Genomic DNA, 26,550 nt, shown 5'->3' with positions numbered 1-26,550 from the left:
TTACGGCTGTGGCAGGATTGCGGGATCAGCTGAGGTGCGCAGGACAAACTCTTTTTCGCCTGCATCGGTAATCCGTGCGACCACAACATCACGCAGAGGCATCCGGTCGGTCCCCGCGAAAGTGAAATTGGACATGATACCCTCACCATTCTCAATGCCGGCCATCGCGGCAGTCACGGCAGCAGGGTCTGTCGTGCCAGCCGCTGCGACAGCATCCTCGATCATATGCGCAATATCGCAGCCATTGACGTAGTAATTGTTGTCAGGCGTGATCCCCTTTGCAGCAGAGAACCGCGCGATGAAATCGGCATAGGCAGAGCCTTCGTCTGGAAAGCCACCAGATGTATGCGCTACGCCTGTGACGACATCACCAAGGCCGCGTACGGTTGGTGAATCGAGTACGTCACCTCCCATCACCTGGGTATCAACCCCGGCACCGCGCAGCGCACGGATGAAGGCCGGGAAATCAGGCTCCCAAGCCCATGTGACGATCACATCCGGGGTGGTATCCGCATTCTTGATGGTCGTCACGATGGCAGAAAAGTCGGGCTGGTTCAGCGAATAGTTGCTTTCCCCGACAACGGCACCACCAAGCGATGTGAAGGCCTCGCCAAAGTACTCGGGCCCACCCAATGTGTAGGCACTGTCTGGGGATTTCACGAGCCAGACACGTTCGAACCCTTGCTCGCGTGCGTGGCCTGCTAGTACGGCCGCCTGCTGGTTGTCCGCAGGGTAACTGCCAAAGACATGTTCACCGACTTGCGTCAGAACCGGGGCTGTTCCGGCAAAGGTCATTGTTGGGATGCTGTCAGCCGCTGTGATCTGGGCCGCGGCGATTGTCGGATCGGCATCGGCTGACGCCACGATGAACTGCGCGCCGTCATCGATCATTTCCTGTACAACTTTAACGCCTTCGGCGATGTCAGACCGGGTGTCGCGCACAATCAACTCAACCGGTGTTGTGCCGTTCAGGCCCCCCTTGGCGTTCATTTCGTCAATGCAGAACTGGAACCCGGCATAGGCGGGTCCGTCATAGGGGGCCAGATAGCCCGATTGCGCGGACATTACGCCGATTTTATAACTCTCAGCCATCGCTGTTCCAGCCAGGCCGGTGATAACTGCTGTTGAAAGAAGAAGGGCATTACGTATCATTTTATTGCTACCTCTGTTGGTTGACTTCGGTTGGTTTCGCTAATTTCTGCTTTTTGGGCTGTGCGCCCTTTGCCGATGTAAGCCTCGATGACTTTGGGATTTGCGCGCACGTCTTCAGGCGTGCCTTGCGCGATGACGCCACCTTGGTGCATCACCACGATCCAGTCCGACAGGCGGTTCACGAACCTCAGGTCATGATCGATCAGAAGGACACCGAGGCCGCGTGTTTTGCCGACCTTAATCAGCCGATCAGCCAGGTCATCTGTTTCGCCGGGATTCATGCCAGCGGCCGGTTCATCCAGTAAAAGAATCTTCGGGTCTTGTGCCAAAGCGCGGGCGATTTCCAGGCGCTTGCGGGCACCATATGGCAGGCTGTCGGCGCGATACCCGGCGACTTCCTCAAGATCAAAGGCATCTAGTTCACGCAGGGTGATAGCCGCGGCAGTCTTGCGGTCGTGACCTGCGGCCAAAGCGGCAACAAGAACATTTTCATAGGCTGTCAGACCGCTGAACAGGCGCAAGTTCTGGAAGCTACGCGAGACACCAAAGCCTGGCACTTTGTGATGCGAGACACGGGTCAGATCAACCTCGCCCATATGCGCAGAACCGGTGTCCGCCTGATAGGCGCGTGTCAGCAAGTTAACAAGCGTGGACTTGCCAGCACCGTTGGGGCCAATCAGGCCAGTGATGCGCCCAGTCGGAGCTTCGAAACTGACGTCTCTTACGGCTTTGACGCCTGCGAAACTTTTTGACAGGTTTGATGCTTTCAGCGTGGCTGGGACGACGGGCTCGGGCGTGCGCGCAGGAGTTACTCGGGACTTCAGGCGCCCGAGCAGATTTGCATCGGAGCCAGGGCCAAGTTCAAAGCCTCCGACCAGACCCTGAGGTCGCGCCCAGATCACCAGCAGGATGGCAAGCCCCAGGACAATCGTCGTCAGGCCAAAGACCTCGGGCAAGGTGACGCCAAGCACAGTTGAGCCGCCTTCGAACTGGCGCACAGTGTCCTGCAGCAGCGTCACCGCGATCACCCCGACCACTGCGCCGCCAACCGATGACATTCCGCCGACAATCATCATGACCACCTGCGCAAAGACGAGCCCAAGGTAGAAGGATGCGGGTGAAAATGCCCCTAGCATATGCCCGTAAAGTGCACCTGCGACTGTCGCCATGGTACCAGAGGCACACCAAGCGATGAATCTTGTGCGTCGGGCATTGATGCCAAGTGCTGTTGCGGCATCCTCATCGTCACGGGCCGCGCGGGAAAACAGGCCCAAACGGCTTTCGCGATACCAACGGGCCAGCAGGATTGCGACCGTGGCCGCGCCGAGGGCCAGAACCAGATCTGTCACCCTTGGCACACCGTAAAACGTCTGGCTGCCGCGTGTGATTTCGCGTGCGGCGATGGCCACGCCATGGGCGATGATCAGCAGGCCAAGCGTGGCAATCGTGGCAGACGCACCCAGAAGCCGAGCGATGGCGCTTCCGGTTAAAGCTGCAAAGGCAAGTCCCGCAAGGGCGACCACCGGCAGCGACACCCAGATCGTTACTTCATGGCCTGCCAGAAATGACGGTAGATCCGGTAGGGCAGAACGTTGAAGAGCAGCAGGCATGGTGAGAATGCCTGACAGATAAGCGCCTAGCGCCAAAAACGCGCCATGCCCGAAAGACACAATGCCCGTGTTGCCGCAATAAATCGCAAGGGCCACTACGGCGACCACATTGACACACATCTGTACAGCAATCCGCTCGCCAGTGCGTCCAAAAATCAACGTCAGCCCAAGCACCACAGCCAGCAGCACAGCAACCGCCGCCGCCGTCCGGAGCAAGTTGGACGCCCGCAAGCGTCCGGGATGTGTATGAAGGGGGGCGATGCTCATGAGGGAATGTCCCCTACTGCTGTAAGGATTGCGTCTGCCAGCAGATCCGCCCACAGCCCGACTTGCGATTGTTCGCGGATTTGATCGTTTCGAATTTCAATCAGGCAATGCACAAGCTCACGGGGTTCTGCATGCGCTGGAATAAACCAATCGCCCTCAGTTTCGATCTGATAGGGCTTGTTCAACGCAAAGGTCATGTCAGGGCGGTGCTGCGCGATATGTGCCATCAATGCTTTGGCAGCACCGCCTGTACCGCGGCTTAAAAAGCCTGCCTGCCAAGGCCGGTCCTTGCCATCGAGATGCGGTGTAAAGGAATGGATCGAAAACGCGGCACGACGCGGACGGTTGGCAAAGAGCCGATTCAACTCTGCATCCATAGGTCGGAAGATTTCATCGACACGCATGGCCCGGCTCAATTCGGTGATCGCGCTGTTCCCCGGCACCTCAACCTGGTCGCTGATCGCAGGGACCGCCAAGGGGCTGTCAGGGGGACGGTTACAGTCAAATACCAGCCGTGAGTAATTTTGGACGACGAGAGGCGCGTTCAACTGTTCAGCCAACTGGCGCGCTACATTCTGAGCACCAATGTCCCAGCCGCGGTGGCTTTCAATGACGTCGCGGTGGACGCCCAAATCTCCAAGCATCTCGGGGACCGCATTGCCTGCATGCTCACACAGCAGCACGATCTCCGACGTGCTATCCGCATTAACGACGTCAATCGGCGCAGGATCGTTCGGCCCCAATAAGGTATGAGTACACAAATTCATGCAGCTTGGACCGCACGGTGTGTGTATCGTCTTATCATACCGAGCAGATCCTTGGGATCGTGCGGGTCGGCAATCAGATCCAGCATTTCGCTTGGGGCGCCGTCAGTCGCTTTTTGATGCAGCCAGCGTGTGGCTGAGAAATCCTCGACCACAAAGCCAACACCATCAAAAACCGTAATCTGATCTTCGGAGGTTCGTCCCTTATTAGAACCGGTTAGAACCTGCCACAGTTCGTTGACCGCGTGATCCGGGTCGAGTTGCTGGATATCGCCCTCGATGCGCGCCTGTTTTGCGTACTCTACAGAAATGTCATTGCGCATCAGAATATCCCGTTGCCGATACTCGCAGCGGTTTTAGCTGATTTGGGGGCCAGTATACGCGTCACCATCGCCGATGTTGCCACCGTGCGAAGCGCCGTCAGAAGGGTCATTTCAGAAATGAGTCGTCGATAGCCGGTATTAACAGAGTCCAGCACACCAACGGCGGTTAGGGTTTGCAGGCCGACCTTGGTGTTCGATGGGTGCCCGTTCACGGATTTGAAGGTGTGATCCACACCATCAGAGGTTGGCATCAGTTCAATCACACCGACCTTAGAATGGGACGCAACGCGCGGTGTTTTGTCAAATACCGGCCAGCGTTTGAAATCGGCTTCGATCATATTGGCCAATTCCGCAAGGCAGTCCCGTAGGCCATGCTTGTGGACCAGGTCCCGCATGTTTTCGACGCTGACAAATGGAACTAATGCTCTGTCAGAGGGCGCACTCATCAGTATGTTCCTTCATACGCGGCGCATTTCTGTGCTGTGTCCAGGTCTTTTACCGCGTCGATTTCTGCAGCCTTATGGGCGGCGTAGACGCTCGCGAAATCTGGTCCGAACCAACCGGTGACTGTCGTATCCGCCTGAAACGCCTCAAGGGCGGCCTCAAGCGTTTCGGGCAGGCGCACAAAACCACGCGCCGTGAGATCGTCCGCTGACAGAAGTGACAGGTCTTCCTCGGTCGGCGCAGGCGCTTTCAGCCCATCTTCGATCCCCTGAACACCAGCATGTACAACAGCGGCCAAAGCCAGGTAAGGCGACGCCGCTGCATCCGCCGCGCGGTATTCAATGTTGAATTGTCTGGCGATTGAAGCGGGGTCCTTTGCCGTCACAGGGCAGACCCTTAACGAGGCCTCGCGGTCTCGGAACCCGAGATTGTTATACGCAGCCGACCACCGGTGCGGAGTAAGGCGTTCGTATGACACGACAGACGGTGCTGTCAGCGCTAAAATGTTAGGTAGGTATTTTAGCACGCCAGCAGCGAACCCATCAGTAAGTCTGGACATCCCGCAGGGGCCGCTTGCATCAAATGTGACCGGCTCACCGGCATCGTCGACAAAGCTCATGTGGATATGAACGCCATTGCCGACGCTCGCCACATCGCGGATTGGCGTAAAGGTTGCAGCCTCACCCAGGTGACGCGCTGCCGAGCGAGTAAGCTCGCGCAGGATTACTGCCGCATCTGCCGAGCGCACACCTTTGGCAGGGCCGATAACGACCTCGTATTGATTGGGGCCGAATTCCTTCATGATACTGTCTGGCTCGAGCCCGTTTTCGGCGAGTGTCGCCATCAGCACTTCGCAAAGCTTCCGCTGAATCTCGAACCCTTCGCGTCCGTATCCCTGGTTTTCCACCGCCGGTGGGCTTTTCAGTTGAAACTCGTGCTCGAACGCCGAGATCAGATGAACGCCCGCCACATCATGCAGGCGCTTCAGCGCGGATTTGAGGATAGCGCGCGTACAAAAGGCCCAAGGATCCCCGTCAAGCGTGACGACATCGCCCATCAGGAAATGCTCGGTCACATCTCCAAATGTCGCCCGGGCCTCTGCGTTTGCATCGGGAATCAAAAGCAAATCACCTAGTGCGCCGAACGGGCTGTCAGCGATTATGTCGAAACAGGTGATCTGCACATTGGTAGGGGTCCAGCCGACCCCCCGCACCAGCCGTTTTTCCAACTGATCAGCGGGAAAGGCTTTGCCGCGCACCTTTCCGGCAACATCGGATATGGCAGCAAAAATTAGCGGCAGGGTCATTTTTCATTTTCCTCTTGAGTAAAGCGCAAAGCATCCCAGGCCTTGATGCGGTCTCGGGTCTGTTCCCAGTTGTCCTCGGCAATCCGCGTCACGATGGCCTCGGTCACCGAGAGTGCCGCCGAGTAAGTATCCCACAAGGTGCCGCTATCAATTGGCACCGGCATGACCTCATGGGCGTGTTTGGCAATCGGTGAAATCCATTTGTCCGTCATCAGGATCACACGGGCATTCCGATCGCGTGAGGCAACAAGCGACAGCTGCTCCAGCGCCGGTTGGTAGCGGCGAAAATCAACAGCATAAAGGATATCCCCGGGCCGCATCCGCAACAGATATTCTGGCCAGCCTTCAGGCGTATCAGGCAGATGAAACACATCCTTGCGGATCTGACGCAGGTGGAACGAAAGATGCTTGGCGATCGTATCGCTGATCCGGCCACCCAGCACGTAAACGCTGCGTTTCGGGTCGGTCAGAAGGGCGCAGATCTGGTTAAACTGATCTTCGGTGATCGCATCAGCCGCCATGGCCATCTGGCTGGCCGATTTGGAAATAAAGTCCTTCAGATATCCCCCATGAACGGGCCGTTCCGCCTGGTGGAGTTGAACCGGCGAGCGGTGCCCTTCTTTCAATTCCGCGATAAGATCACGTTGGAAATCCTGATATCCATCAAGTCCAATCTTGGTAACAAACCGTGAGATTGAAGGCGGTGACACCTCGGCGTGTTTTGCCAGCTCCTGGATCGAGGAAAGGCCAGCAAATGGGTAATCCGACAGGATAGCTGCAGCAAGTTTGCGCTCTCCGCTGGTTAGCATATCGGCTGCGTTTTCGATGCGGTCTCTGATCAACATGCGCTATATGGTGGTGGAAAAATATTTTCTGTCAATCTAAATTGAATTGACTTTGGAATTTTATTTTCTTTTAGTATGGACGTCATGATCCCCCTCATTCATAAAATTAGACCTCTTGGGCATACATTTGAAAGCAGAGACAGACATGGAATTGACCCGCGATCTTCCACTAGAACATGACCAATCGGGATTGCTGTTTATTGACGTGCAGAACTTTGCAGCCCACAGGGATGGTGCCGAATTCGAAGGGCTGACAAATGCCGAGTTTGACGCAAAGTTTGGCTGGTTTTTTGAGCAGCTGAAATCCCGTATCGTACCTAATATGCAAGCCTTGCAAAAGGGATTTCGCGCGGCGGGAATCGAGGTTCTTTACACAACGATTGAAAGTCTGACCAAAGACGGGCGCGACAGATCTCTGGATTACAAAATCACGGGCTTCAACGTGCCCAAAGGATCCTGGGACGGCAAGGTGATCGACGAACTGGCACCAGCCGATGATGAGATCGTGTTTCCAAAATCTTCGTCCTCAGTCTTTGTCTCGACCCACATAGATTACGTGCTGCGCAATCTCGGCATAAAGCAATTGGTGCTGGCAGGGATCGTGACCGACCAATGCGTCGAAAGCGCAATTCGCGATGCCTGTGATCTGGGCTATCTGGTCACCCAAGTGACGGATGCCTGCATGACCTACACGCAAGAGCGTCACGACAATTCCCTGCAAACGATCAAAGGCTACTGCCGTCAGGTGACGACAGCCGAATTGCTTGACGAAATCGGTCGTGGCTAGGTCGGTGAGGCGCCCAGTCGATCCGTTTGACGGCGCGTCTCAGGCGTTACCCACGCCCGTTTTCTCGCCAAATTCCGATTTTTCCCTGCGCGTCAGTCCAACCTGTCATCATCCAAAATATTGCTCATAAATATTTGGCGAGGCACACTCAAAACAGCATGTGAGATCAGAGACAAACCCATACTTTTCGGCAAAACGTCCAAGCATTATCTGCCCTCACCACATGTTTTCCTTGATGCAGCGAATGCCAGTTTCAGAGTGACATACTAAAAAGGCTACATAAGTGGTCACGGATTTGCCGATACACAAAGCAAATGCCAGGTTGAAACCATTTTTTTGATCGGTATCGGGGCCTTGGGAACAGCGGTAAGGCCACGAGCGTTGTAATTGCGTCTCCAAGTGGTTATATAGAGACCACTAAAGTTCTGGTTTTCTGCAGCCCAGGCGTATCGCCTGCTAGAGTGAACTAAGTTCTTCCATCATGAAAATTCAGCTGTCACGTCCTCTACTTGGATATGATGTTTGGGAAAGTTGCCGATGTTATCGCGCACGACCACATCGCTTGTGACGTTAGTTGATCCGTTTGTGGTGATCAGACGCACCGATGGCTTGCCAATAAACCACAACGCAACCGTTGATCAAATGAGCTTCCGATAGGCAAGAACTGCGCCTATCGACCATCGCGTCCTGGGAATGGCCTGGGCGCAAGATCAAGATTGCGCAGAAAGACATAAAACAGCGAGGCGGCGCTTTCTCCGCCAGAGGATCTAAAATGACATTTCCAGAATGGACGAAACCAGGCATCTACGGTGCTTTGTGTGGTGCGGTTGCGGTCTCAATCCTTGGCTTTACCTGGGGCGGATGGACAACCAGCGGCAGCGCTCAAGAGTTGGCGAAAGACCATGCTAGCGAAGAAGTAACGCTTGCGATGGTGCCGGTCTGCCTGAACAGGTCAACCGCTGACCCCAAGCGCGAAGAAATAATCGAAACACTGCAAGAGGCTTCGGGCTTCAACCGCCGCAAGGCCATGATGGATACAGGTTGGGCAACACTGCCGGGGTCAGATTCGCCAAGCCGCGACCTCGCAGATGCCTGTATCGCGGGGCTTGAGCTGGATGGATCATAAGGCAAAGGCAATGCCGCAACTCTTTCGGACGACTTGGCGCGCAAATCTGTCACTAGGCATTCAGATGAGTGCGGCGCTGATTGGGTTTACACTCGGTGCTTTGCTTTTAATTTCGATGCCTGCATTCGCTCAATCTACATCGCAATCGGTGCCAGAAAATGCCACCGCAACGAGTTACGGTGACGGTTGGAAATGCAACGCCGGGTATAGGTTGAGTGGCGACGTCTGCGCAGCTGTCGTAGTGCCAGAAAATGCCTATCCGACCAACCGTACCTATGGTTTGGGTTGGGAATGTCTTCATGGTTTTCGCGAGAACGATGAAGCGACCTGTGTTGCGGTGATTGTACCCGATGGCGGATTCCTTGATTCATCAGGTGAACGTTGGCATTGCTCTCGCGGTTTTCTCAAAATCGACGATACGTGCCAAGAAATTGTCGTACCCGCAAACGCTTATCTGGCTGATACGACCTATGGACCCGCGTGGGAATGCAAACGTGGGTTCGAAGCATTGGACGACCGTTGCGTTGCCATTGTGGTCCCGGCCAACGCGTATTTGAATTCATCAGGATACGGTCAACCCTGGACATGTGAACGTGGATATTTTGTACAGGATGGCACGTGCGCGGCCGTCGTGGTCCCTGAACATGCCTACTTGGACGATGCAACGTACGGCACGGGATGGAAGTGCGAGCGGGGATACGCGACCTCAGGTGTGAATTGCGAAACAATAGAGCTTCCTGCGAATGCCCATCTTGACAGGTCCGGAAACCGTTGGAACTGCAACAAGAATTTCAAGTCATCTAAAGGCCTGTGCGTTCTCGATAACTGAGCGCGCGGCGCGACTATTTCGACTTTGGTATCCGATGGTGACGACCGTGTTGCCTTGGGTGTCGACCACACAAAGGAAACATCATGAAAACCGACTTTAACGTGGCAAACACGATCCGTCGTCCTGTTAGCGGGGCGCAGGCGCCGCCATTGACCAGCGACGAACCCATAAGATCAACTTCTGCCACTCAGATCATCTTGCCGCCAACTGCGATTGTCTATTGCCAAGGTAACTTTGCCAAGGCGGATGGCAAAACTGCAAATGGCCTTGTTCGTCATTCACAGGCCTACAGGATCCTGTCTGTCATAGATAGCGATCACGACGGCAAAGACAGCGGGTTGGTTCTTGACGATACTGTAAACCACATTCCGGTCTTCAGAAGTCTGGACGCTGCTGTTGTCCATGAAGCCGTAATCCCAGATACCCTCATTTACGGGATGGCACCATCTACGGGCAGGCTCTCATCGACAGATCGTGACGTTGTTCTCGACGCGATATCACTTGGTATGAACATCGTCAGTGGATTGCATGAGTATCTGGGCGATGATCCAGAAATCGCCTCTTTTGCGGCCGAACGCAAAGTCACCATCCGAGATATTCGCAAACCTAAACCCAGCAAGGATATGCGCCTGTTCGATGGAAGTATTGCAGGTGTGAAAGCACTGCGCATAGCGGTTCTTGGAACCGACTGCGCCATCGGAAAGCGGACAACAGCGACTGTTTTAGCCCGTGCTTTGAACGCAAGAGGCATCAAGACTGTCCTTGTTGGTACCGGCCAGACAGGTTTGATGCAGGGTGCAAAATATGGGGTGGCAATGGATGCCGTACCACCGCAGTTCTGTTGCGGCGAACTTGAAGGCGCGATCGTTGACGCTTCCGAGGCTGAACGACCCGATGTCATATTGATCGAAGGTCAAGGAGCGTTGAGCCATCCGGCATTCTGCACATCCGCCTTTATCCTGCGGGGCAGCCAGCCGGACGCCGTAATCCTCCAGCACGCTCCAAAGCGCGCGCATCGCTGTGACTTTCCCAATATGCCGATGCCCAAGCCTGAAAGTGAGATTGCCCTTATCGAAGCATTTGCTGACACAAAGGTCATTGGTGTCACGCTCAATCATGAGGGGATGTCCGGGGCCGAAGTAACCGACACGATCGCCGCACAGTCACAAATACTCGGGCTGCCGGTAACGGATGTACTCAGCCGGCCGGCTTCGCATTTGCTTGCAATGGTTGTTGCCGCTTACCCTGGGTTACATCACTCCACACCCGTGGCTGCGATATGAGTACCCCTCGCATTGAGGTGCATCTGAGCAAGATACGTCACAATGCGAAGACTGTTGTCGAGCGCCTCAAGACACGCGGCATCGGTGTCACCGGTGTGACCAAGGCGGTGTGCGGGCATCCAGCCATCGCTCAGGCTATGCTCGACGGCGGCGCTGTGGGGCTTGCGGAAGCGCGGCTTAGTAACGTGCGAAGGTTACGCAACGCGGGCATGACATGCCCGATCACATTGATCCGTACACCAATGCTGAGTCAGGTCGATCAGGTCATCCAATACTGTGAGGCGAGCTACAATACAGAAATCCTCGTGATTACCGCTCTGGCCGCCGCCGCGATCCGGAAAGACTGCATTCACGGCATTATCCTGATGGTTGAGATGGGCGATCTGCGCGAAGGGATCGTGCCAAAAGACCTCGGCTCAGTTGCACAGCAAGTGGTGGACATGCCCGGTGTTACGCTGAAAGGCATCGGAGCGAACTTTGCATGTCTGGGGGGAATTGCCCCGAATGCTGCAGATATGGAGGCCCTATCTGACCTGGCGAATGAAACAGAGGGGCAGTGTGGTCCCTTCCTTCACACGGTATCTGGCGGAAACTCGGCCAACCTTCCTTGGGCCCTCGGCGGACACCCAGCTTGTCGCATCAATGATCTAAGGCTGGGGGAAGCAATACTTCTGGGCGTTGATCCAGTTTCCGGAGATCAAATAGGCGGGATGTATACGGATGCCTTCACGCTTGTCGCTGAGGTAATTGAAACAGGGTCCAAACCTGCATCTCACCCTCAGAGTATCTGCGATCCGGTATTCAAAAGACTTCACCTCGTCCCGAAAAGCGGACAGAGCACACAAATAATTCTGGCCGTTGGTCAGCAAGATACGAACATTTTGGGGCTTTCGATGCCCCCTGGATATAGGCTTATTGGTGCAACAAGCGATCATCTTGTCGTTGGCACTTACCATTCGACGCAAAGCGTAGGATCGGAAATGAAGTTCCAAATGAACTATAGTGCATTGATGAATGCTATGTCCGCTCCTGACGTTAAGACAAAGCTGCTCCGTGGCAGTCATTCACGACACGCGCATGTCTCTCAAGGATCAGGCAATCACCTGGCATCGATTTGAACACTCAACTGATAAATGCACCGTTGAAAACGGTTAGGAGAATAACCATTGGCAAAGCTGACAAAAAAAACTGTCTTCAATGCACACGTTCCCAGGGCGGAAACACCGATGGACAAAACAACGCGGATCGTTAGAGAAATGGTCAATGAAGAAGCAGAGCAAAGACAGATCAAGAATGCCCGGCTCCGCAAAACTCGGCTCGAAAGGGATGCGAATACATTATCTGAAGCCTGTCCGCCGAAGCCCGTCAAAAAGCGGTGACAGGATTGTCGCCCCTTCTTTTTGCCCGACTTGAATGATCGAAACACGAACAAAGCGGCTAGCGAGCATTGTTTTTCCCATGCATCACTCGCACCCATACTCATTTTACGGATACTGCCATGACAATCTCAGATGAGAGCTCAGAAAAAATTCACTATATCTGCCAGACATATGTGGAAAATAAGCCCGGTCGCGGAGGGCAAGGAAACTTGAAAATTGGCAAGCAATTTGAATACTCCACGGCGGCGGAAGCACAAAACAGAGCAGAAAGGGAAGCGCTATCCGACGATTGCGCTGGCGCTGATGCCTACATGGTCAGTGAGGACCCGAACAGTGGCGAGGTCGGGGCGCCAAGCTTCATCATTAGGCTTGGAAATGTTCCGGAATTTGATGAGTTTTAGATCTTGAGCAGGCTTCAGTTTAACTCTCTAAACTCACCTTGTTTGCGGCATTAGATCGACCAAAAACAAATCTATTTGGTGCCAGAAAAACAGACCATTTTGGGCGTGGGTTTTGCCAAGAAACTGCGCCATGAATACCGGAAAAAGCAGTTATTAGTGTAGGCGCAGCGAGAAATCCCAAGGTGCAGGTCGGGCTCGTTTGATACTTTCGTGGTATCCAGCGTAAAGGATCGTTCACTTACTTCGAGCCAGATTTTGACGTGAAGGCCAAAGCGATCTGGCCTTTCATATTGTGCAACAACTAGATTGAGTCGAGGTATTGCGCATCTGGGACATACGTCAGATTTGTTCGACCTTCACGGAATCAAGCGGGTAGAAGGCGACATGGCCTTTGATGTCTAAGGCAGAATGGATCGGGTCTTCATAGCTCCAAGCAGCGTTTTCAGTGACCGAGGATTTGTTGACGATCGAAAAATGCGTGGCTTGGCCCTTGTGTTTGCACTGCGTGACCTTGTCGGTAACATCCAGAAATGCCATCGCGATATCGGTACGAGGGAAATAGATGACCGGATCAAGATCGCCCTCGAGCAATTCCAGAGCATTTGTGGTTTCACCCAGAATGGCGCCTCCTGAACGGACGCTCCATTTGCCTGGTGTCTTGCGAATGGTGATCTCGGTCATCTTTGCTCTTTCCTCTGGTCCGGTTTTCCGCTTGTCCACTGCCCGGTATATGTAACGATGCGGTGTCAGATCGGTGCGGTTGCGGCATCCAACCACAGTTGGGCGTCATCTCCCAGCCTTGGTCGAACTTTTTCGGCAACTTCGCGGTGATATGCGTTCAGCCAGTCGCGTTCGACTGCCGTCAGCATATCGGTCAGAACCAAGCGTCGGTCGATAGGGACATAGGTCAATGTGCGCCATTCCAACATGGGACGTTCCGCGTCACCACTGGGCAGGGTAGGGGCAGATTGCACCACCAAAAGGTTTTCAATCCGGATTCCAAAGGCACCTTCGCGGTAATAACCCGGCTCATTCGACAAGATCATGCCCGGCAGCAAGGGCTCATGGCTGGCTTTGGACAGACGCTGAGGGCCCTCATGCACACTCAGATAGGCACCGACGCCGTGCCCGACACCGTGATTAAAGTCCTGACCCGCTGCCCATAGGGGCATACGCGCCACGGATTCGATATCACGTCCAGCCAACCCGGCAGGCCAGCGCAGCATAGACATGGCGATCATGCCTTTCAGCACGCGAGTAAAGCAGGCTTTTTCTTCTTCACCCACATTGCCGATAGCAATGGTCCGGGTAATATCAGTCGTGCCATCCAAATATTGTCCGCCGCTGTCCAGCACCAAGATATGACCGTCTTGCAGCAGGCTGTCGGTTTCCTCGGTCACCCGGTAATGCATGATCGCGCCATTGGGTCCTGTCCCTGCAATCGTATCGAACGAGATATCCTGCAGGGCATTATCCTTGCGCCGGTTCTCCTCAAGCCGAGTGACCACCTGCGTTTCCGTAACATTGCCAGCGGCTTGCGCATCCAGCCAGCATAGCGTTTCGACCACAGCGACAGCATCGCGCAGATGTGCCTCGGCACTGCCTGCGATTTCGGCAGGGTTCTTGCAGGCTTTGGGCCGCGCACAAGGGTCGCCGCCATCGACCATCTGCCCCTCTAGCACATCGGCCACTGCCTGTGGCAGCGTACCAAGATCAACCTGAACCTTACCGTCAAGCGCTGCGACAGCCGTCAAAAACGTGTCCGGCGCATGAACTGTGACTGAATCGGCCATCGCCACGTTCAGCTTTTGGTGCGCCATGAACAGATCCACGCGGCCATCCGCATGCAGTATAGCAAACCCATGCGCCACCGGGTTGTACCCGATATCGGAGCCCCGAATATTCAACAACCACATGATCGAGTCGGGCAGGGTAATCACCGCTGCGCCACAGCCCGCGTCCTGCAGGGACTGCGCCAGACGCGCGATTTTGCTGTCTGCGCTTTCGCCCGCGAATTCGATCGGGTGCAGCTTTACCGGGTTCAGTGGTGGATCGGGTTGATCCCGCCAAACCCGGTCCACCAGATTCTCGCTGCGCTCCAGTGTAATATCTCGGCCTTCAAGGTCGGTCTGCGTTTTCGCGATCTGACCCGCCGAATGCAGCCACGGATCAAAGCCAACCCGACCACCCTGCGGGAGTTGTTCCTTTAGCCACGCGGCAAGGCTGACCTCGGGCCATGGAACAGGTGTGTAATCGGCGGCGACCTGCGCTTTGACCTGCGTGCGATAGCGTCCGTCAATGAAGACGCCGGCCTTATCTGCCAAAACCACGCAAAACCCGGCCGAACCTGTGAACCCGGTCAGCCAGGCAAGCCGTTCGTCGCGCGGGGCCACATACTCGCCTTGATGCACATCCGCGCGCGGGACCAAGAAACCGTCCAACCCGTCGCGTGCCAATTCGGTCCGCAGATCGGCCAGCCGGGGCGGGCCCTGTTCCGGCCGTGCGGTCACGGCGAAGGACTGAAACATGTCATACCTCTATCAGTTTGGAGCGCGCGACGCCATGTTATGGAAAAGGCGATTCAGCCTACTCTCTTCATTCCCATCACCCGTGCTCGTGCGCGCGGATCACTGTCAAACAGAGCGGCCAGTTGCTCAGTCATGGCTCCGGCCAGTTGCTCGACATCCGTGATGGTCACGGCGCGGTCGTAATACCGGGTCACGTCATGGCCGATGCCGATGGCAAGCAATTCCACCATCTTGCGCTTTTCGACCATTCCGATCACATCGCGCAGGTGCTTTTCCAGATAGTTTGCTGGGTTCACGCTGAGCGTTGAATCATCGACCGGCGCCCCGTCCGAGATTACCATCAAAATCTTGCGCTGCTCGCGCCGTGCCGTCATCCGGCGATGCGCCCATTCCAGCGCCTCGCCGTCGATATTTTCCTTCAGCAGACCTTCTTTCATCATCAGCCCCAGATTGGGCCGGGCGCGTCGCCACGGGGCATCCGCGCCTTTGTAGATGATATGGCGTAGATCGTTCAGACGACCGGGCTGCTGTGGGCGGCCATCGTTCAGCCAGGCTTCGCGCGCCAGCCCGCCTTTCCACGCTCGCGTGGTAAAGCCCAGAATCTCGACCTTGACGTTGCAGCGTTCCAGCGTGCGTGCCAGAACATCCGCGCAGATCGCCGCGATCGAAATAGGTCGCCCGCGCATCGAGCCCGAATTATCCAACAGCAGCGTCACCACCGTATCGCGGAACTCAGTGTCCTTCTCGACCTTAAAGCTCAGCGGTGTGGTTGGGCTTGCAACAACACGCGCCAGACGGCCCGCGTCCAGAATGCCTTCTTCGCGGTCGAACTCCCAGCTGCGGTTCTGTTGCGCCTGCAACCGGCGCTGCAATTTGTTGGCCAAACGGCTGACGGCACCTTTCAGCGGTTCTAGCTGTTGATCCAGATAGGCCCGAAGGCGTTCCAGCTCAGCGGGCTCCGCCAGATCCTCGGCGGCGATCTCTTCGTCATGGGTGCTCAGGTAGACCTTATAGTCGGGATCAGCATCGGATGCAGGCGGAGGGGCAGGCGGCTCCAGCGGGGCCTCGCCCTCGGGCATCTCGGCCTCTTCTCCCATTTCATCCTCGGCCATCTCATCCATGGAGACTTGGGCCTGAGACTGATCCTGCTGTTCTTCCTGTGACTGCTCAGGGGTCGCATCCGCGTCCTGTTCGTCCTGATCATCCTGACCAGTGCTGTCGGGGTCGGGCTGTTCTTCGGCGTCGTCTTCGGCCTGATCTTCCTGATCTTCGTCCAGATCATCCGGGTCATCGCCCAGCTGATCGCCATAGCCCAGATCCTTGATCATCTGGCGTGCAAACTTGGCGAATTCGGCCTGGTCCGAAAGCACCTCGTCAAGGTTCTCCAGTACGCCCCCTGCCTGATCTTCGATAAACCCGCGCCACAGGTTCATGACATTGTCAGCCGCAGGCGGCAGGTCGCGACCAGTGGCCAGATGCCGGATCAGATAGCCGGCGGCCACCGAAAGAGGCGCGTCAGCTGGCTGTTTGCACTGATCATACCCACGCCGGATCGCTTCGTGCCCGATCTTGACGTCGATGTTAGACGCAGTGCCTGGCATGTCCCGCGCACCCATCGCTTCGCACCGGGCCACCTCCATCGCCTCGTACAGATCGCGGGCCATGTCACCCGGAGGCGCATAGCGATTATGAGTAGCATCATCGTGATAGCGTCGCTGCAAAGCCAAAGCATCCGCGGTCCCGCGCGCCAACAGAACCTCTTCCCGCGTCATGCGCCGCGAGACCTGAGGCAACCGCATCGACTCACCCGACAGGCCCGACGGGTCGACCGTATAACTCACCGTAAGTTCCGGATCGTCGGCCATCACTTTGGTGGCTTCGGCCAGAGCTTTCTTGAACGGATCAGCGGGGTTGTCTTTGGGTTTGCTCATCGGTGGCAGGTCCGGTCTTGTTCTACTCGGGCAACCTAGAGCCAAACATAGGTCTTGACCATAGGGTCGGCCTTGTTTTCCGGGTAATCAGCGGCACGCCCGAATTGCATAAACGCCGGACCTGTAGAAAAGGGGCAACGCCCGGCTTCTGCGTGGCCTGTGATTCTAACTGGGGGTGACTTTTCCGTCAGTACAATGCAAAACGAACGGTACACGAACGCGTGATATAGTTATTTGTTTGGGACGGTTTTATGGGACTCAGAAGACAATTTCGAAAATTGTTCGGGATCAAAAGACAGACCGTAGAATTACAGCCCTCCGGCTGGCTAGCCGAGAATGTTTTCTGTCAGTCACCCTCAACGCCGCTGAGTGAGATAGTTCACGTTTTCGATCCCAAATACAAAGATCCTGACCCAATCAACCTAGTGCATATCGTCAATTTCTTTTCTGTCGACGGAGCGATGAATGATGTCCAGCGCGCTACGTTGGATAGCATGGTGATTGCCAAATCAGATCCGTTGGCTGGTGAAGGTGAAACAACTTTGGTGCAGGTTCCGGTGCATGGGGACGAAGATCTGATTCAGGCCCATTACGGCCTGCAAGTTGCGACAAAACTGGAACGCACGGTTCTGGATGTCGGAACGTTTCGAATTCCTCGGCCTTTGCCACTTTTGTTTGATATTCTGGAAAAGGGTGCATCCGTTGCTAAACCCGGAGATTTTGTAATCTACACTAATGCAGATATTTGTCTTCAGCCCTATTTTTATGGCGCGGTACGTCAACTTATTGCGGGTGGTTTCGATGCCATCACGATCAATCGCCGGACATTTGGCGATGCGCATGGGTTTTCCCATGACCCCCTGTCTATGGGCGAGGTTGGTATGCAGCATCCGGGTTTCGACTGCTTTGTTTTTTCCAAAGAAGTTTTCGATCAATTTGTCCGCACAGATTCCTGCCTCGGGATGTCTGGGGTCATACAGCCAATGCTATTCAACCTCGCTGCGCACTCGAAACGAATGCTGATGCTCAAGAATGTCAGTCTGACGTTTCATTTCGGCGATGATCGGCCGTGGAAAACCCAGGACTTTGATGATTATGCCATGCATAACTTCACAGAGGCGGCGGATAGTTTAACCAAATTGGCGGAAGACGTCAGTAAACGCGGTCATCTTCGCGAATTCTGTGACAATCACATTGGAATCTGGAAACTTGACGACGACGGATTGTTGGCTCCAGATGCGGCTCGAGAAGTTGCACAGGCACATTTGGCCAATAATGCATAAAGGCTAGCTTTCGTAGCTTTTGATGATGTGGCCCTGCCAGAGCTTCCGAAAGCCTATGCCACGCACAAGCCCCCGGAAATTCCGTATATTTTGTTATCCCAAGCTGGTGCTTGCAGCGCTTTCCGGGAGTTCCTCGTCAAAACACCGCTGATAGAACTCGGCCACTGTCTGGCGCTCCAGCTCGTCGCATTTGTTCAGAAAGGATAGGCGGAAAGCATAGCCGACATTGCGGAAAATCTCGGCGTTTTGGGCCCAGTTGATTACCGTTCGGGGGCTCATCACGGTCGAAAGATCACCGTTCATGAACGCGGTCCGAGTCAGATCGGCAACGGTGACCATCTGAGCGACGATCTTGCGGCCCTCGGCCGTGTTGTAGTGCGGCGCTTTGGACAGAACGATCATCGTTTCTGCGTCATGGCTAAGGTAGTTCAGCGTCGCGACCAGAGACCAACGGTCCATCTGGGCTTGGTTGATCTGTTGTGTGCCGTGATACAGGCCGGTTGTGTCACCCAGGCCAACAGTATTGGCGGTGGCAAACAGGCGGAAATACTTGTGCGGGGTCAGAATCTCGTTCTGGTCCAGCAGGGTCAGGCTGCCATTGGTTTCCAGAACGCGCTGGATCACAAACATCACGTCTGCGCGCCCGGCGTCGTATTCGTCAAAGACGATCGCAACAGGGTTACGCAGAGCCCAGGGCAGAATTCCTTCGTGGAAATCCGTAACCTGCTTGCCGTCGCGCAGTTTGATCGCGTCCTTGCCGATCAGGTCGATCCGGCTGATATGGCTGTCGAGGTTCACACGCACAGCCGGCCAATTCAGGCGTGCGGCAACCTGTTCGATATGGGTCGATTTACCGGTGCCGTGATAACCCTGAATCATCACGCGGCGGTTATGGGTAAACCCTGCGAGGATTGCCAGCGTCGTATCTGGGTCGAACTTATATGTCGGGTCGATCTCGGGAACCCGTTCTGTCTGTTCGTAAAAGCGTTTGACCTGCATGTCAGAATCGATGCCGAACACATCTCGGACCGAAATCTCTTCTGTTGGTTTTGCGTTTGCGTCAATCGGCCAATCCATGCCTGTCGTCCTTATCCTGATACCGCGGCCCCCGCGCGGGCTTCTGAACCCGTGTGTGGTGCAACATATTGCGGGTAAGGGCAAGGGGAAGCGGCGAGGCTAAAAGACTGAGGCGCAGTTTCATTCGTATTGACGCGCTCGGCATACCGCCTCCGTTCGTTTCAGATAAAGGCACAGTGCCCAATCGGATTACACATAAGGAGATGGTCTTGGTGAAATTGCACTTTTACATCAGGCGATATTGTTGGCCAGCAGGCAACAATATGCATTCAAATATGAAAATATCACTTAGTTTGGGGGTAACTGTGTTTTAGACTGAACATATTGGTGAGTTTTGATGGGTTCCGAGTGAGGTAGTTTATGAGAAGCTTGGTTAAGGCTGCTTTTAGTTCTGTACTTTCCATGGTCATTTGTTGGCGCATTCGGTCGTCAGCATCCTGGGCCTGACCAATGGCTTTTGATGCCCTTCTCCATACTGTCAACAGCACTGGCCGCGGAGACCTGATCGTTCAGGACACGACCGTTCCTGCCATTATCTCCGGCTCTACGATCTCGTTCGATGGTGGGGCAACGTTCCAGACCTACACATATCTTGGCCAAGGCAATTACCGTGGCACAGGGGAATCTGGCGAGTTCATTCGGGTGGGCGGCCAGGTTTATGCCTGGGACACGGCGAACCCGACGGGCCCGATGACATTGGGGAACTGGAAGATCACGACCTCGGATCTTGATCCAACAGACCCGCCCTGTTTTGTTTCCGGGACTTTGATTGATACCGACAACGGACCGGTCCCGGTCGAGAAATTGGTTGTTGGCGACAGGGTGCTCGTCTCGAATGGCGGGGCACTGCCTATTGTCTGGACCGGCAAAAGGGCTCTTAGCACTATGGCTTTGCACAGCAGGCCAAAGTTCAGACCTGTCTGCATCCGGAGAAATGCTCTGGGCAAAGGGATGCCGGATCAGGATTTGTACGTGTCGCCTCAGCATCGGATCGTGCTGGAAGGCTGGCGGGCCGAGTTATTGTTTGGCGAAGCAAAGGTTTTTTCGGCTGCCATCCATTTGGTCAATGGCGATACGGTCTATCAAGTGTCGCCCGATAAGCCGGTAGAATATTTTCACATTGCCTGCGAACGGCACGAGATTTTGACATCCAATGGCGTGCGCAGCGAAAGCCTGTTTCTGGGCGACAGGGCGCTGCAATCCTTTCACCGCGAAGACGTCGACGAATTGCGCGCGCTATTCCCTGAACTGTGTGCTGAGGCGTCGGTTCCTCGAACGCGGTTACGTTGCTTGAAGCGCCCCGAAGTGCTGGCGCTGCAGGGTATGGCCAGCAATTAAAACGCCTATTTAAAGTTCCGGCTGTCTTTGATCTGGTCCCAGGCCCAGACAACTTCTTGCAGCTGCTCTTCCTGCGAGCGGTCGCCGCCGTTCATATCGGGGTGCAACACCTTGATCAGCTTTTTATAGGTCTTTCGGATTTCGGCCTTGGACCAGCTGTCATTGGCTTCCAGAATCTCGATAGCGCGACGTTCGGTCGGGGGCAGGCGGCGGCCGCCTCCGCCTGTAGTGCGCCCTTTGTTCTGGGTACTGTTCGCGCCCAGCACCTGGTGCGGGTCTTCGATTCCCAAACGGGCCCAGGCACGTGCCTCGGGATCGCCCATGGGTTTGGTTTCACGCTCCCAGACTTTGTCCTTAGACTGTTGAGCATTCATTTCGGCCTCGGTCGTGCCGTCGAAGAAATTCCATTTCTGGTTATACTCGCGCACATGCTGCTGGCAGAACCAGAAGAAATCATCCAAAACATCCGGTGCTTTCGGGGCCCGAAATTTACCAGGCTCTTCACAGCCCTCATGGTCACAGATTCGCACCGAAGTTTCAGACGCGCCAGACATACCACGCCGTCCACGCGGGTTTTTTTTCTTCGCGCTGGAGACGGACATATCGAATCCAAATGGGTCTGATTTCGTCATGCTATGATCCTTAAGAACGCATCTTCTCGACTCGGAGGCAGCAGTTTAGTCTAAGCAGCCGAAAGTAGAAGAGGGGGGCGGTAATATTTTTGCCGCTGAGCGTAAAAATGACCGTGACCGAAGAAATGCGAAGCCGCCTGCAATCGGCGTTTGATCCACATGAGCTTGAAATCGTTGACGACAGCGAAAGCCACCGCGGGCATGCCGGATTCCAAGAAGGTGGTGAAAGCCATTTCAACATCCGAATCCGCGCGGCTGCATTCGAGGGGCAATCTCGCGTTGCCCGCCACCGCGCAGTTCACAGGGCGCTTGGAGATATCGTGCCGCGGATCCATGCTTTGGCATTGGATATCGGTGTTTAGGCAGGCTTTTGTAACGCGGCCCGGAACGGTCGCACCCCTGCAGCGAAGACAATTCGCGGGTTTTGCCGTGATCGTTCAGAGATTGGCACAGGGTCGCGGGTTGGATAGGTGAAAGCCGGCCGGTAATTTTTCGGTGTTTTGGTGATTTCGACCGGTTTCTTGCACTGATTGCAACAAATCAGGAAATTCAGCCTGAATGTGAAAACATTCCATGCATAACAGTTGCTCGAACGCGGGCCCTAATCTACCCTCCATTGACGGGATGTTTTTCAGGTATTTGGTTTTGAGAGTTCTTTTTGTGCAGGCTGGATTTGGGCCTGGGGGGGCAGAGAAAGTAATCGCCATGGTTTCAGGGCATTTTGCCCGGCGCGGTTGTGCTGTTCACGTTACCGGTTTTCAGATGCCGACCGATGGTCCCTATTTCCCGATGCATCTCGATGTTGAACTCAGCGTTGCAGAAAAGGCGACGGGACAGGCGTCACGTATTACGCATATCCGCTCTGTCATAAAGAAATTTCGACCGGACGTTGTAATCTCATTCCTGACCAAGGTGAATGTTCAGACTCTTCTGGCAAGCGTTGGAACTGGGATTCCCGTTATCATTTCTGAACGCAACAATCCGCTGCGACAGGACGCACATCCCCTTTGGGCACCGCTTCAGGGGATTGCGGGGATAAAGGCAGCAAAGGTTGTCGGGCTGACACATCGCGGATTGGCGGATCTTCCCTTCACTTTGCGCAAGAAGGGGATGGTTATTCCGAACCCGATCCTCCCCTTTGAGCGAGTTGAAACCTCTGGCACGAGGCGGGGTGTGCAACTGGTCGCGGTTGGCCGCCTCGTTCGGCAAAAAGGGTTCGACATGCTGCTGCAGGCGATGCAGCGCATTCATTCCCAAGCTCCAGATACCAGGCTGATTATCTATGGTGAGGGCAGCGAGCGGGAAAATCTGCAGAAACTGCGCGATGATCTGGGGCTACAGTCGGTTGCTCGGCTGCCCGGCAATACGATCGAGGTCGGGGAATGGGCGCAGCGCGCAGACATTCTGGTAGCGACCTCGCGGTTCGAAGGGTTTCACAATGTCGTCGCTGAGGCGGCGGTCAGCGGGATACCGGTCGTGTCTTTCGATTGCGATTACGGTCCGTCAGAGTTTATTCAAAACGGACGGAACGGATATCTGGTTCCCGTCAACGATGTCAGTGGTTTGGAACAGGCAGTGCTGAAGCTGATCCATGAACCCGACCTCAGGGCGCAGATGTCCAAGGTGTCACCTACGCTAAAGGCCGATTTGTCCCCGGATCAGGTCTTTGCCCAATGGGACACGCTAATTCGCGACGTCACGAGCTGAGATTCAAAACGCTACTCCTGACAGCTGTTTTTGACAGACCCGGTTAGGGCAATCAGGTTTTTTGACCTTCAGTCTCTGCAGTTTCGTCTTCCGGTTTTTCTGTTTCAGCACCTTTCAGCGACAAAGGCGGCTCTTTGGCCTGTTCCGCAATGGGGGCCGGGGCCTGAACGGTATCGGGACCAGGAACAGGTTGAGCAAGAGCAACGCCATCCTTCGTTTCGGTCGGGCCAGGTGTCGGGGCAACAGGCACATCAATTTCACGGCGGAATATCAGCACATTGCGCCAGTTCACGGTGCTGCCGGTCAGGCCGGAGCGTTCCTCGCTGGGCAACAACTCGGCGCGTTGATATTCCCAGCCATCCTGCCCCATCTGGTTTAGCACTTGTTCAATAGAAGCAGCGAAACGTCCCTCGGCTGACTTTTCACCCTTGGTCTTGGCAGACTTTTGGGGGGAAGGGACAACTTTGTATTCGTAGCGGGGCATCGGAATTCCTACCTGTAAGTTCCGGGTAATCTAGCAGGTTGATCACAATGGGAAAGTCATCATAGCGCGGCGGGCGAATTCCGGCACATCTGCTGGTGCGGGCCTGGTGCCACAAATGACAAGCGGCGGGACTTTGCGCAAAGGCTAAAGTCCCGCCGCCGAAATCAGTAAAACCGAAAGATCTACGATCCCAGTTTCTTGGCAATCAGCTCGTTGACGGCCTTGGGATTGGCCTTGCCACCAGTCGCCTTCATCACCTGACCAACGAACCAGCCGGCCAGTTTCGGGTTTACCTTGGCCTTCTCGACCTGTGCCGGATTGGCGGCTATGATCTCGTCCAAAGCGGCCTCGATCGCGCCCGTGTCCGTCACCTGCTTCATGCCGCGGTCTTCGACGATCTGCGCCGGATCTCCGCCTTCGGTATAGACGATTTCGAACAGGTCCTTGGCGATCTTGCCCGAGATCGCGTCCGAGGAAATCAGGTCGATGATGCCGCCAAGCTGTGCAGGTGAAACCGGCGAGTCGGTGATCTCGTGATCTTCCTTTTTCAGGCGGCCAAACAGTTCGTTAATGACCCAGTTTGCAGCCAGTTTGCCATTGCGACCCTGCGCGACCTCTTCGAAATAGGCAGCCGATTCAACATCAGCAGTCAGCACCGATGCGTCATAGTCCGTCAGTCCGAACGTGCTGATAAAACGCGCTTTTTTATCGTCAGGCAGCTCGGGCAGGTTGGCGGCGATGTCGTCAACCCAGGCCTGCTCGATCTCTAGCGGCAGCAGGTCAGGGTCAGGGAAGTAGCGATAGTCATGCGCTTCTTCCTTGGACCGCATCGAACGCGTCTCGCCCTTGTCCGGGTCATACAGGCGGGTTTCCTGATCGACCTTGCCACCACCTTCGACGATCGCGATCTGGCGGCGGGCTTCGACCTCAATGGCTTGCTGGATGAAGCGCATCGAGTTCATGTTCTTGATCTCACAACGGGTGCCCAGATGCGAGAAATCCTGTGTTTCCTGATACTTTTCATAGGCCCCCGGCAAACAGATCGAGACGTTCACGTCTGCCCGCAAATTGCCGTTCTGCATGTTGCCGTCACAGGTGCCCAGATAGCGCAGGATCTGACGCAACTTGGCGATATAGGCGGCGGCCTCTTCCGGGCCGCGAATGTCGGGGCGGCTGACGATCTCCATCAGGCAAACACCGGTTCGGTTCAGGTCGACGAAGGACATATGCGGGTCCATGTCGTGGATTGATTTGCCCGCGTCCTGTTCCATATGGATGCGTTCGATCCGCACCATGCGCGCGGTGCCGTCGCCCATCTCGACCAAAACTTCACCTTCGCCGACAATAGGCTGATAAAGCTGGGAAATCTGATAACCCTGCGGAAGGTCGGGGTAGAAATAATTCTTGCGGTCAAAAGCCGATTTCAGGTTGATATCGGCTTTCAGGCCCAACCCGGTGCGCACGGTCTGTTCGACGCAATATTCGTTGATCACCGGCAGCATTCCCGGCATTGCCGCGTCCACAAAGGCCACGTTCGAGTTCGGCTCGGCCCCGAATTGGGTCGACGCGCCAGAGAACAGCTTGGCATTGGACGAGACCTGCGCATGCACCTCCATCCCGATTACCAGTTCCCAATCGTGCTTGGCCCCGGCAATGGTTTTGGGCTTAGGCATTTCGTATGTCAGGTCGAGCATGGCGCGCCTCATTTCCGCAGAAGTCTAAGCCTGCGTATTAGGCCCGGCGCGCCAAAGGGGCAAGGGGGAATCAGTGTCCGGACAGGTGCAACCCTGTCGGAGTAAAGGTCACATCCATGCCACTGCGCAGTTCCTCACGAAACAGGTCACCGATTGCCCGCAACGCATCGCGGTGCCCGCGGGCTGCAAACCGTTCGGGCGAGTTGATGCGGACCGAGTTATTGAACCCTTGTGCCGCATGGGCCCAGATCAGCGGATGCAGTTCGGTCAGGTGATCACGGATCAGCCAGTTGGCCGCGTCGTGGATCTGAGCGCGCACCGCGTCGGCCTTTTCATTCCCCCCAAGGCCGTTCTGGATGGTTATCGCACAATAGGCAGCCAGCATATTGACCATCTGCTGATCGGGGCGGTTGCGCAGAATATCGTGCAAACCCTGCAGGAAATATTCGATATCCAGCCGTGCGCAGGCTTCGTCGTCCAGGGCGATGGCATCAAACTGGACCCACGTGTAGCCACCGGCGCCCCAAAGGTCATGGGTACGGGCTGCATTGCGCAGGGCCTGAACCTCAAGCTCTTCATAGCTGCCGAACCAGCGTGGCAGCAGATGAGTGCCCATTGCACGCATATGGCGTTGGTTATGCGGGTCCAACGTAATCAACTGTTCATACTGATCAGCCACGCGCAGATTGGACTTGCGCTGACCTGCCAGCAGAGCACAGCCAACAGCCGCAACCAGCGCATTGTTGGGCGCGGCTTCGCGGCATTTTGGCAGGATATCGGCCGCGCGGTCGAAATGGGCGGTGCAGCGAGACCGGTGCAAGGGGGGAAGAACTGCGTTTGTCGCAGTGCCGCGCCACGCCCAGGCCAGGTCAATATGCGCCATAGCCACAACAAGGGCGATCATCGGATCATCCTCATGCGCCCGCATTTCATCTTCTAGCTCAGAAATTCCGCCAAGAAGATCATAGTCTGACAATGCCCGATAATCGGACAGAGCGTGTTCGACCGCCAGCACTACATCGGACCGAGCGCCGAATGCCAGCAAATCCGCGATTGGCATCCCATCGGGCGCAGTTTCGCGCGCTTCATCGGCGGCACGCATCTTTGCAGAAAGGTCTGCCCACCGATCCTGGCGGGCCAGATCGCGGCCAAGTTCGATGACGTCCTGACCGATCAGTTCATCGGCCGAGACATTTGCGACGGGGATATTTACCGAACCCTGATCTGGCAAAGCAGCGGCCAGCACTGCATCGGCGGCGTCGAAATCTGACGCAATTTTCAAGGATGGATGTGGAACGCGGGCCTTTTGGGCCATCAGAAACCGGAACATGCTTACACTCGAAACAAAAAAAATCGTAAC

24 protein-coding genes and 1 pseudogene are annotated in these 26,550 nt (G+C 55.4%); 11 read left to right on the top strand and 14 right to left on the bottom strand.

Features of this window, described 5'->3' with window-relative positions; translation table 11 throughout:
* From AC2FHX_RS10455 to AC2FHX_RS10430, 6 genes and pseudogenes are all read right to left on the bottom strand, one after another.
* Entirely contained in the window at window positions 1-1,152 is a 1,152-nt protein-coding gene (locus AC2FHX_RS10455) for an ABC transporter substrate-binding protein (RefSeq protein WP_142635012.1), read from the bottom strand.
* Window positions 1,149-3,029, bottom strand: a complete 1,881-nt coding sequence (locus tag AC2FHX_RS10450; protein WP_496701669.1) for a branched-chain amino acid ABC transporter ATP-binding protein/permease — start codon at window positions 3,027-3,029, stop codon at window positions 1,149-1,151. The genes AC2FHX_RS10455 and AC2FHX_RS10450 overlap by 4 nt, the downstream gene beginning before the upstream one ends.
* On the bottom strand, window positions 3,026-3,796 hold the full coding sequence (locus AC2FHX_RS10445) for an N-formylglutamate amidohydrolase (RefSeq protein WP_496701671.1): 771 nt from the start codon (window positions 3,794-3,796) through the stop codon (window positions 3,026-3,028). Before AC2FHX_RS10445 ends, AC2FHX_RS10450 begins: the two co-directional genes overlap by 4 nt.
* Window positions 3,793-4,562: pseudogene (locus tag AC2FHX_RS10440) on the bottom strand (Rossmann-fold NAD(P)-binding domain-containing protein). The gene AC2FHX_RS10445 and the pseudogene AC2FHX_RS10440 overlap by 4 nt, the downstream one beginning before the upstream one ends.
* On the bottom strand, window positions 4,562-5,866 hold the full coding sequence (locus AC2FHX_RS10435) for a glutamine synthetase family protein (RefSeq protein WP_496701673.1): 1,305 nt from the start codon (window positions 5,864-5,866) through the stop codon (window positions 4,562-4,564). Before AC2FHX_RS10435 ends, AC2FHX_RS10440 begins: the two are co-directional and overlap by 1 nt.
* Window positions 5,863-6,711: a MurR/RpiR family transcriptional regulator gene (locus tag AC2FHX_RS10430; RefSeq protein WP_142635004.1), complete on the bottom strand. Its 849-nt coding sequence runs from the start codon at window positions 6,709-6,711 to the stop codon at window positions 5,863-5,865. Before AC2FHX_RS10430 ends, AC2FHX_RS10435 begins: the two co-directional genes overlap by 4 nt.
* Before the next feature lie 145 nt (window positions 6,712-6,856).
* Between AC2FHX_RS10430 and AC2FHX_RS10425 the strand changes: the two genes are divergently transcribed.
* The 7 genes from AC2FHX_RS10425 to AC2FHX_RS10395 all read left to right on the top strand — a co-directional run bounded on the left by AC2FHX_RS10425 (window position 6,857) and on the right by AC2FHX_RS10395 (window position 12,516).
* On the top strand, window positions 6,857-7,498 hold the full coding sequence (locus AC2FHX_RS10425; RefSeq protein WP_496701675.1) for a cysteine hydrolase family protein: 642 nt from the start codon (window positions 6,857-6,859) through the stop codon (window positions 7,496-7,498).
* Window positions 7,499-8,270: 772 nt separating this feature from the next.
* Window positions 8,271-8,624, top strand: coding sequence for a hypothetical protein (locus tag AC2FHX_RS10420; protein ID WP_142635000.1), 354 nt, complete (start codon window positions 8,271-8,273; stop codon window positions 8,622-8,624).
* Between the two features lie 64 nt (window positions 8,625-8,688).
* Window positions 8,689-9,453 (top strand): hypothetical protein, encoded by a 765-nt coding sequence (locus AC2FHX_RS10415; protein WP_496701677.1) that lies wholly within the window; start codon window positions 8,689-8,691, stop codon window positions 9,451-9,453.
* An 83-nt stretch (window positions 9,454-9,536) separates the two neighbouring features.
* Entirely contained in the window at window positions 9,537-10,736 is a 1,200-nt protein-coding gene (locus AC2FHX_RS10410) for an N-acetyltransferase DgcN family protein (protein ID WP_496701679.1), read from the top strand.
* On the top strand, window positions 10,733-11,854 hold the full coding sequence (locus AC2FHX_RS10405) for an alanine/ornithine racemase family PLP-dependent enzyme (RefSeq protein WP_496701681.1): 1,122 nt from the start codon (window positions 10,733-10,735) through the stop codon (window positions 11,852-11,854). Before AC2FHX_RS10410 ends, AC2FHX_RS10405 begins: the two co-directional genes overlap by 4 nt.
* A gap of 48 nt (window positions 11,855-11,902) precedes the next feature.
* Entirely contained in the window at window positions 11,903-12,115 is a 213-nt protein-coding gene (locus AC2FHX_RS10400; protein WP_496701683.1) for a hypothetical protein, read from the top strand.
* 119 nt (window positions 12,116-12,234) lie between these two features.
* Window positions 12,235-12,516 (top strand): hypothetical protein, encoded by a 282-nt coding sequence (locus AC2FHX_RS10395; protein ID WP_142634991.1) that lies wholly within the window; start codon window positions 12,235-12,237, stop codon window positions 12,514-12,516.
* Between the two features lie 339 nt (window positions 12,517-12,855).
* Here the strand turns inward: AC2FHX_RS10395 and AC2FHX_RS10390 are convergent, their stop codons facing one another.
* From AC2FHX_RS10390 to cobT, 3 genes are all read right to left on the bottom strand, one after another.
* The gene (locus tag AC2FHX_RS10390; RefSeq protein ID WP_142634990.1) at window positions 12,856-13,197 is read right to left on the bottom strand and encodes a DUF427 domain-containing protein; all 342 of its coding nucleotides are present in this window, start codon (window positions 13,195-13,197) and stop codon (window positions 12,856-12,858) included.
* 65 nt (window positions 13,198-13,262) lie between these two features.
* Window positions 13,263-15,044, bottom strand: a complete 1,782-nt coding sequence (locus AC2FHX_RS10385) for an aminopeptidase P family protein (protein ID WP_496701685.1) — start codon at window positions 15,042-15,044, stop codon at window positions 13,263-13,265.
* A 53-nt stretch (window positions 15,045-15,097) separates the two neighbouring features.
* Window positions 15,098-16,975, bottom strand: a complete 1,878-nt coding sequence (gene cobT, locus AC2FHX_RS10380; protein ID WP_496701687.1) for a cobaltochelatase subunit CobT — start codon at window positions 16,973-16,975, stop codon at window positions 15,098-15,100.
* A gap of 278 nt (window positions 16,976-17,253) precedes the next feature.
* Between cobT and AC2FHX_RS10375 the strand changes: the two genes are divergently transcribed.
* Complete coding sequence (locus AC2FHX_RS10375; protein WP_496701689.1) at window positions 17,254-18,258, top strand: hypothetical protein; 1,005 nt, start codon at window positions 17,254-17,256, stop codon at window positions 18,256-18,258.
* A gap of 93 nt (window positions 18,259-18,351) precedes the next feature.
* On the opposite strand, the gene cobS is transcribed toward AC2FHX_RS10375, so the two are convergent.
* Window positions 18,352-19,335: a cobaltochelatase subunit CobS gene (gene cobS / locus AC2FHX_RS10370; RefSeq protein ID WP_496690879.1), complete on the bottom strand. Its 984-nt coding sequence runs from the start codon at window positions 19,333-19,335 to the stop codon at window positions 18,352-18,354.
* Window positions 19,336-19,785: 450 nt separating this feature from the next.
* Here cobS and AC2FHX_RS10365 point away from each other — a divergent pair, with 450 nt between their 5' ends.
* On the top strand, window positions 19,786-20,673 hold the full coding sequence (locus AC2FHX_RS10365; RefSeq protein WP_496701691.1) for a Hint domain-containing protein: 888 nt from the start codon (window positions 19,786-19,788) through the stop codon (window positions 20,671-20,673).
* A gap of 5 nt (window positions 20,674-20,678) precedes the next feature.
* Here AC2FHX_RS10365 and AC2FHX_RS10360 read toward each other — a convergent pair whose 3' ends face one another.
* Complete coding sequence (locus AC2FHX_RS10360; protein WP_496689725.1) at window positions 20,679-21,305, bottom strand: J domain-containing protein; 627 nt, start codon at window positions 21,303-21,305, stop codon at window positions 20,679-20,681.
* Window positions 21,306-21,412: 107 nt separating this feature from the next.
* Here AC2FHX_RS10360 and AC2FHX_RS10355 point away from each other — a divergent pair, with 107 nt between their 5' ends.
* Together AC2FHX_RS10355 and AC2FHX_RS10350 are read left to right on the top strand one after the other, a co-directional pair.
* Window positions 21,413-21,667: a BolA family protein gene (locus AC2FHX_RS10355; protein WP_282021442.1), complete on the top strand. Its 255-nt coding sequence runs from the start codon at window positions 21,413-21,415 to the stop codon at window positions 21,665-21,667.
* Between the two features lie 211 nt (window positions 21,668-21,878).
* Window positions 21,879-23,012, top strand: a complete 1,134-nt coding sequence (locus AC2FHX_RS10350) for a glycosyltransferase family 4 protein (RefSeq protein WP_496730704.1) — start codon at window positions 21,879-21,881, stop codon at window positions 23,010-23,012.
* Window positions 23,013-23,064: 52 nt separating this feature from the next.
* On the opposite strand, the gene AC2FHX_RS10345 is transcribed toward AC2FHX_RS10350, so the two are convergent.
* From AC2FHX_RS10345 to AC2FHX_RS10335, 3 genes are all read right to left on the bottom strand, one after another.
* Window positions 23,065-23,496 (bottom strand): DUF4177 domain-containing protein, encoded by a 432-nt coding sequence (locus tag AC2FHX_RS10345; protein ID WP_496701695.1) that lies wholly within the window; start codon window positions 23,494-23,496, stop codon window positions 23,065-23,067.
* Between the two features lie 182 nt (window positions 23,497-23,678).
* A complete protein-coding gene (gene gatB, locus AC2FHX_RS10340) occupies window positions 23,679-25,190 on the bottom strand; it encodes an Asp-tRNA(Asn)/Glu-tRNA(Gln) amidotransferase subunit GatB (protein WP_496677547.1) in 1,512 nt (503 codons plus the stop codon).
* 70 nt (window positions 25,191-25,260) lie between these two features.
* The gene (locus AC2FHX_RS10335) at window positions 25,261-26,520 is read right to left on the bottom strand and encodes a hypothetical protein (protein ID WP_496701698.1); all 1,260 of its coding nucleotides are present in this window, start codon (window positions 26,518-26,520) and stop codon (window positions 25,261-25,263) included.
* Window positions 26,521-26,550: the final 30 nt, after the last annotated feature.

This window comes from Ruegeria sp. CDSC042 (assembly GCF_059610745.1).
This window is presented reverse-complemented; position numbering and strand designations above follow the sequence as displayed.

Coding starts and splice junctions, on each gene's coding strand:
- AC2FHX_RS10365 (WP_496701691.1), top strand. CDS start 19,786: ATGGCTTTTGATGCCCTTCTCCATACTGTCAACAGCACTGGCCGCGGA.
- gatB (WP_496677547.1), bottom strand. CDS start 25,190: ATGCTCGACCTGACATACGAAATGCCTAAGCCCAAAACCATTGCCGGG.
- AC2FHX_RS10435 (WP_496701673.1), bottom strand. CDS start 5,866: ATGACCCTGCCGCTAATTTTTGCTGCCATATCCGATGTTGCCGGAAAG.
- AC2FHX_RS10425 (WP_496701675.1), top strand. CDS start 6,857: ATGGAATTGACCCGCGATCTTCCACTAGAACATGACCAATCGGGATTG.
- AC2FHX_RS10410 (WP_496701679.1), top strand. CDS start 9,537: ATGAAAACCGACTTTAACGTGGCAAACACGATCCGTCGTCCTGTTAGC.
- AC2FHX_RS10355 (WP_282021442.1), top strand. CDS start 21,413: ATGACCGTGACCGAAGAAATGCGAAGCCGCCTGCAATCGGCGTTTGAT.
- AC2FHX_RS10430 (WP_142635004.1), bottom strand. CDS start 6,711: ATGTTGATCAGAGACCGCATCGAAAACGCAGCCGATATGCTAACCAGC.
- AC2FHX_RS10395 (WP_142634991.1), top strand. CDS start 12,235: ATGACAATCTCAGATGAGAGCTCAGAAAAAATTCACTATATCTGCCAG.
- AC2FHX_RS10420 (WP_142635000.1), top strand. CDS start 8,271: ATGACATTTCCAGAATGGACGAAACCAGGCATCTACGGTGCTTTGTGT.
- AC2FHX_RS10445 (WP_496701671.1), bottom strand. CDS start 3,796: ATGAATTTGTGTACTCATACCTTATTGGGGCCGAACGATCCTGCGCCG.
- cobS (WP_496690879.1), bottom strand. CDS start 19,335: ATGGATTGGCCGATTGACGCAAACGCAAAACCAACAGAAGAGATTTCG.
- AC2FHX_RS10345 (WP_496701695.1), bottom strand. CDS start 23,496: ATGCCCCGCTACGAATACAAAGTTGTCCCTTCCCCCCAAAAGTCTGCC.
- AC2FHX_RS10450 (WP_496701669.1), bottom strand. CDS start 3,029: ATGAGCATCGCCCCCCTTCATACACATCCCGGACGCTTGCGGGCGTCC.
- AC2FHX_RS10390 (WP_142634990.1), bottom strand. CDS start 13,197: ATGACCGAGATCACCATTCGCAAGACACCAGGCAAATGGAGCGTCCGT.
- AC2FHX_RS10385 (WP_496701685.1), bottom strand. CDS start 15,044: ATGTTTCAGTCCTTCGCCGTGACCGCACGGCCGGAACAGGGCCCGCCC.
- AC2FHX_RS10360 (WP_496689725.1), bottom strand. CDS start 21,305: ATGACGAAATCAGACCCATTTGGATTCGATATGTCCGTCTCCAGCGCG.
- AC2FHX_RS10415 (WP_496701677.1), top strand. CDS start 8,689: ATGAGTGCGGCGCTGATTGGGTTTACACTCGGTGCTTTGCTTTTAATT.
- cobT (WP_496701687.1), bottom strand. CDS start 16,975: ATGAGCAAACCCAAAGACAACCCCGCTGATCCGTTCAAGAAAGCTCTG.
- AC2FHX_RS10350 (WP_496730704.1), top strand. CDS start 21,879: ATGCATAACAGTTGCTCGAACGCGGGCCCTAATCTACCCTCCATTGAC.
- AC2FHX_RS10455 (WP_142635012.1), bottom strand. CDS start 1,152: ATGATACGTAATGCCCTTCTTCTTTCAACAGCAGTTATCACCGGCCTG.
- AC2FHX_RS10405 (WP_496701681.1), top strand. CDS start 10,733: ATGAGTACCCCTCGCATTGAGGTGCATCTGAGCAAGATACGTCACAAT.
- AC2FHX_RS10335 (WP_496701698.1), bottom strand. CDS start 26,520: ATGTTCCGGTTTCTGATGGCCCAAAAGGCCCGCGTTCCACATCCATCC.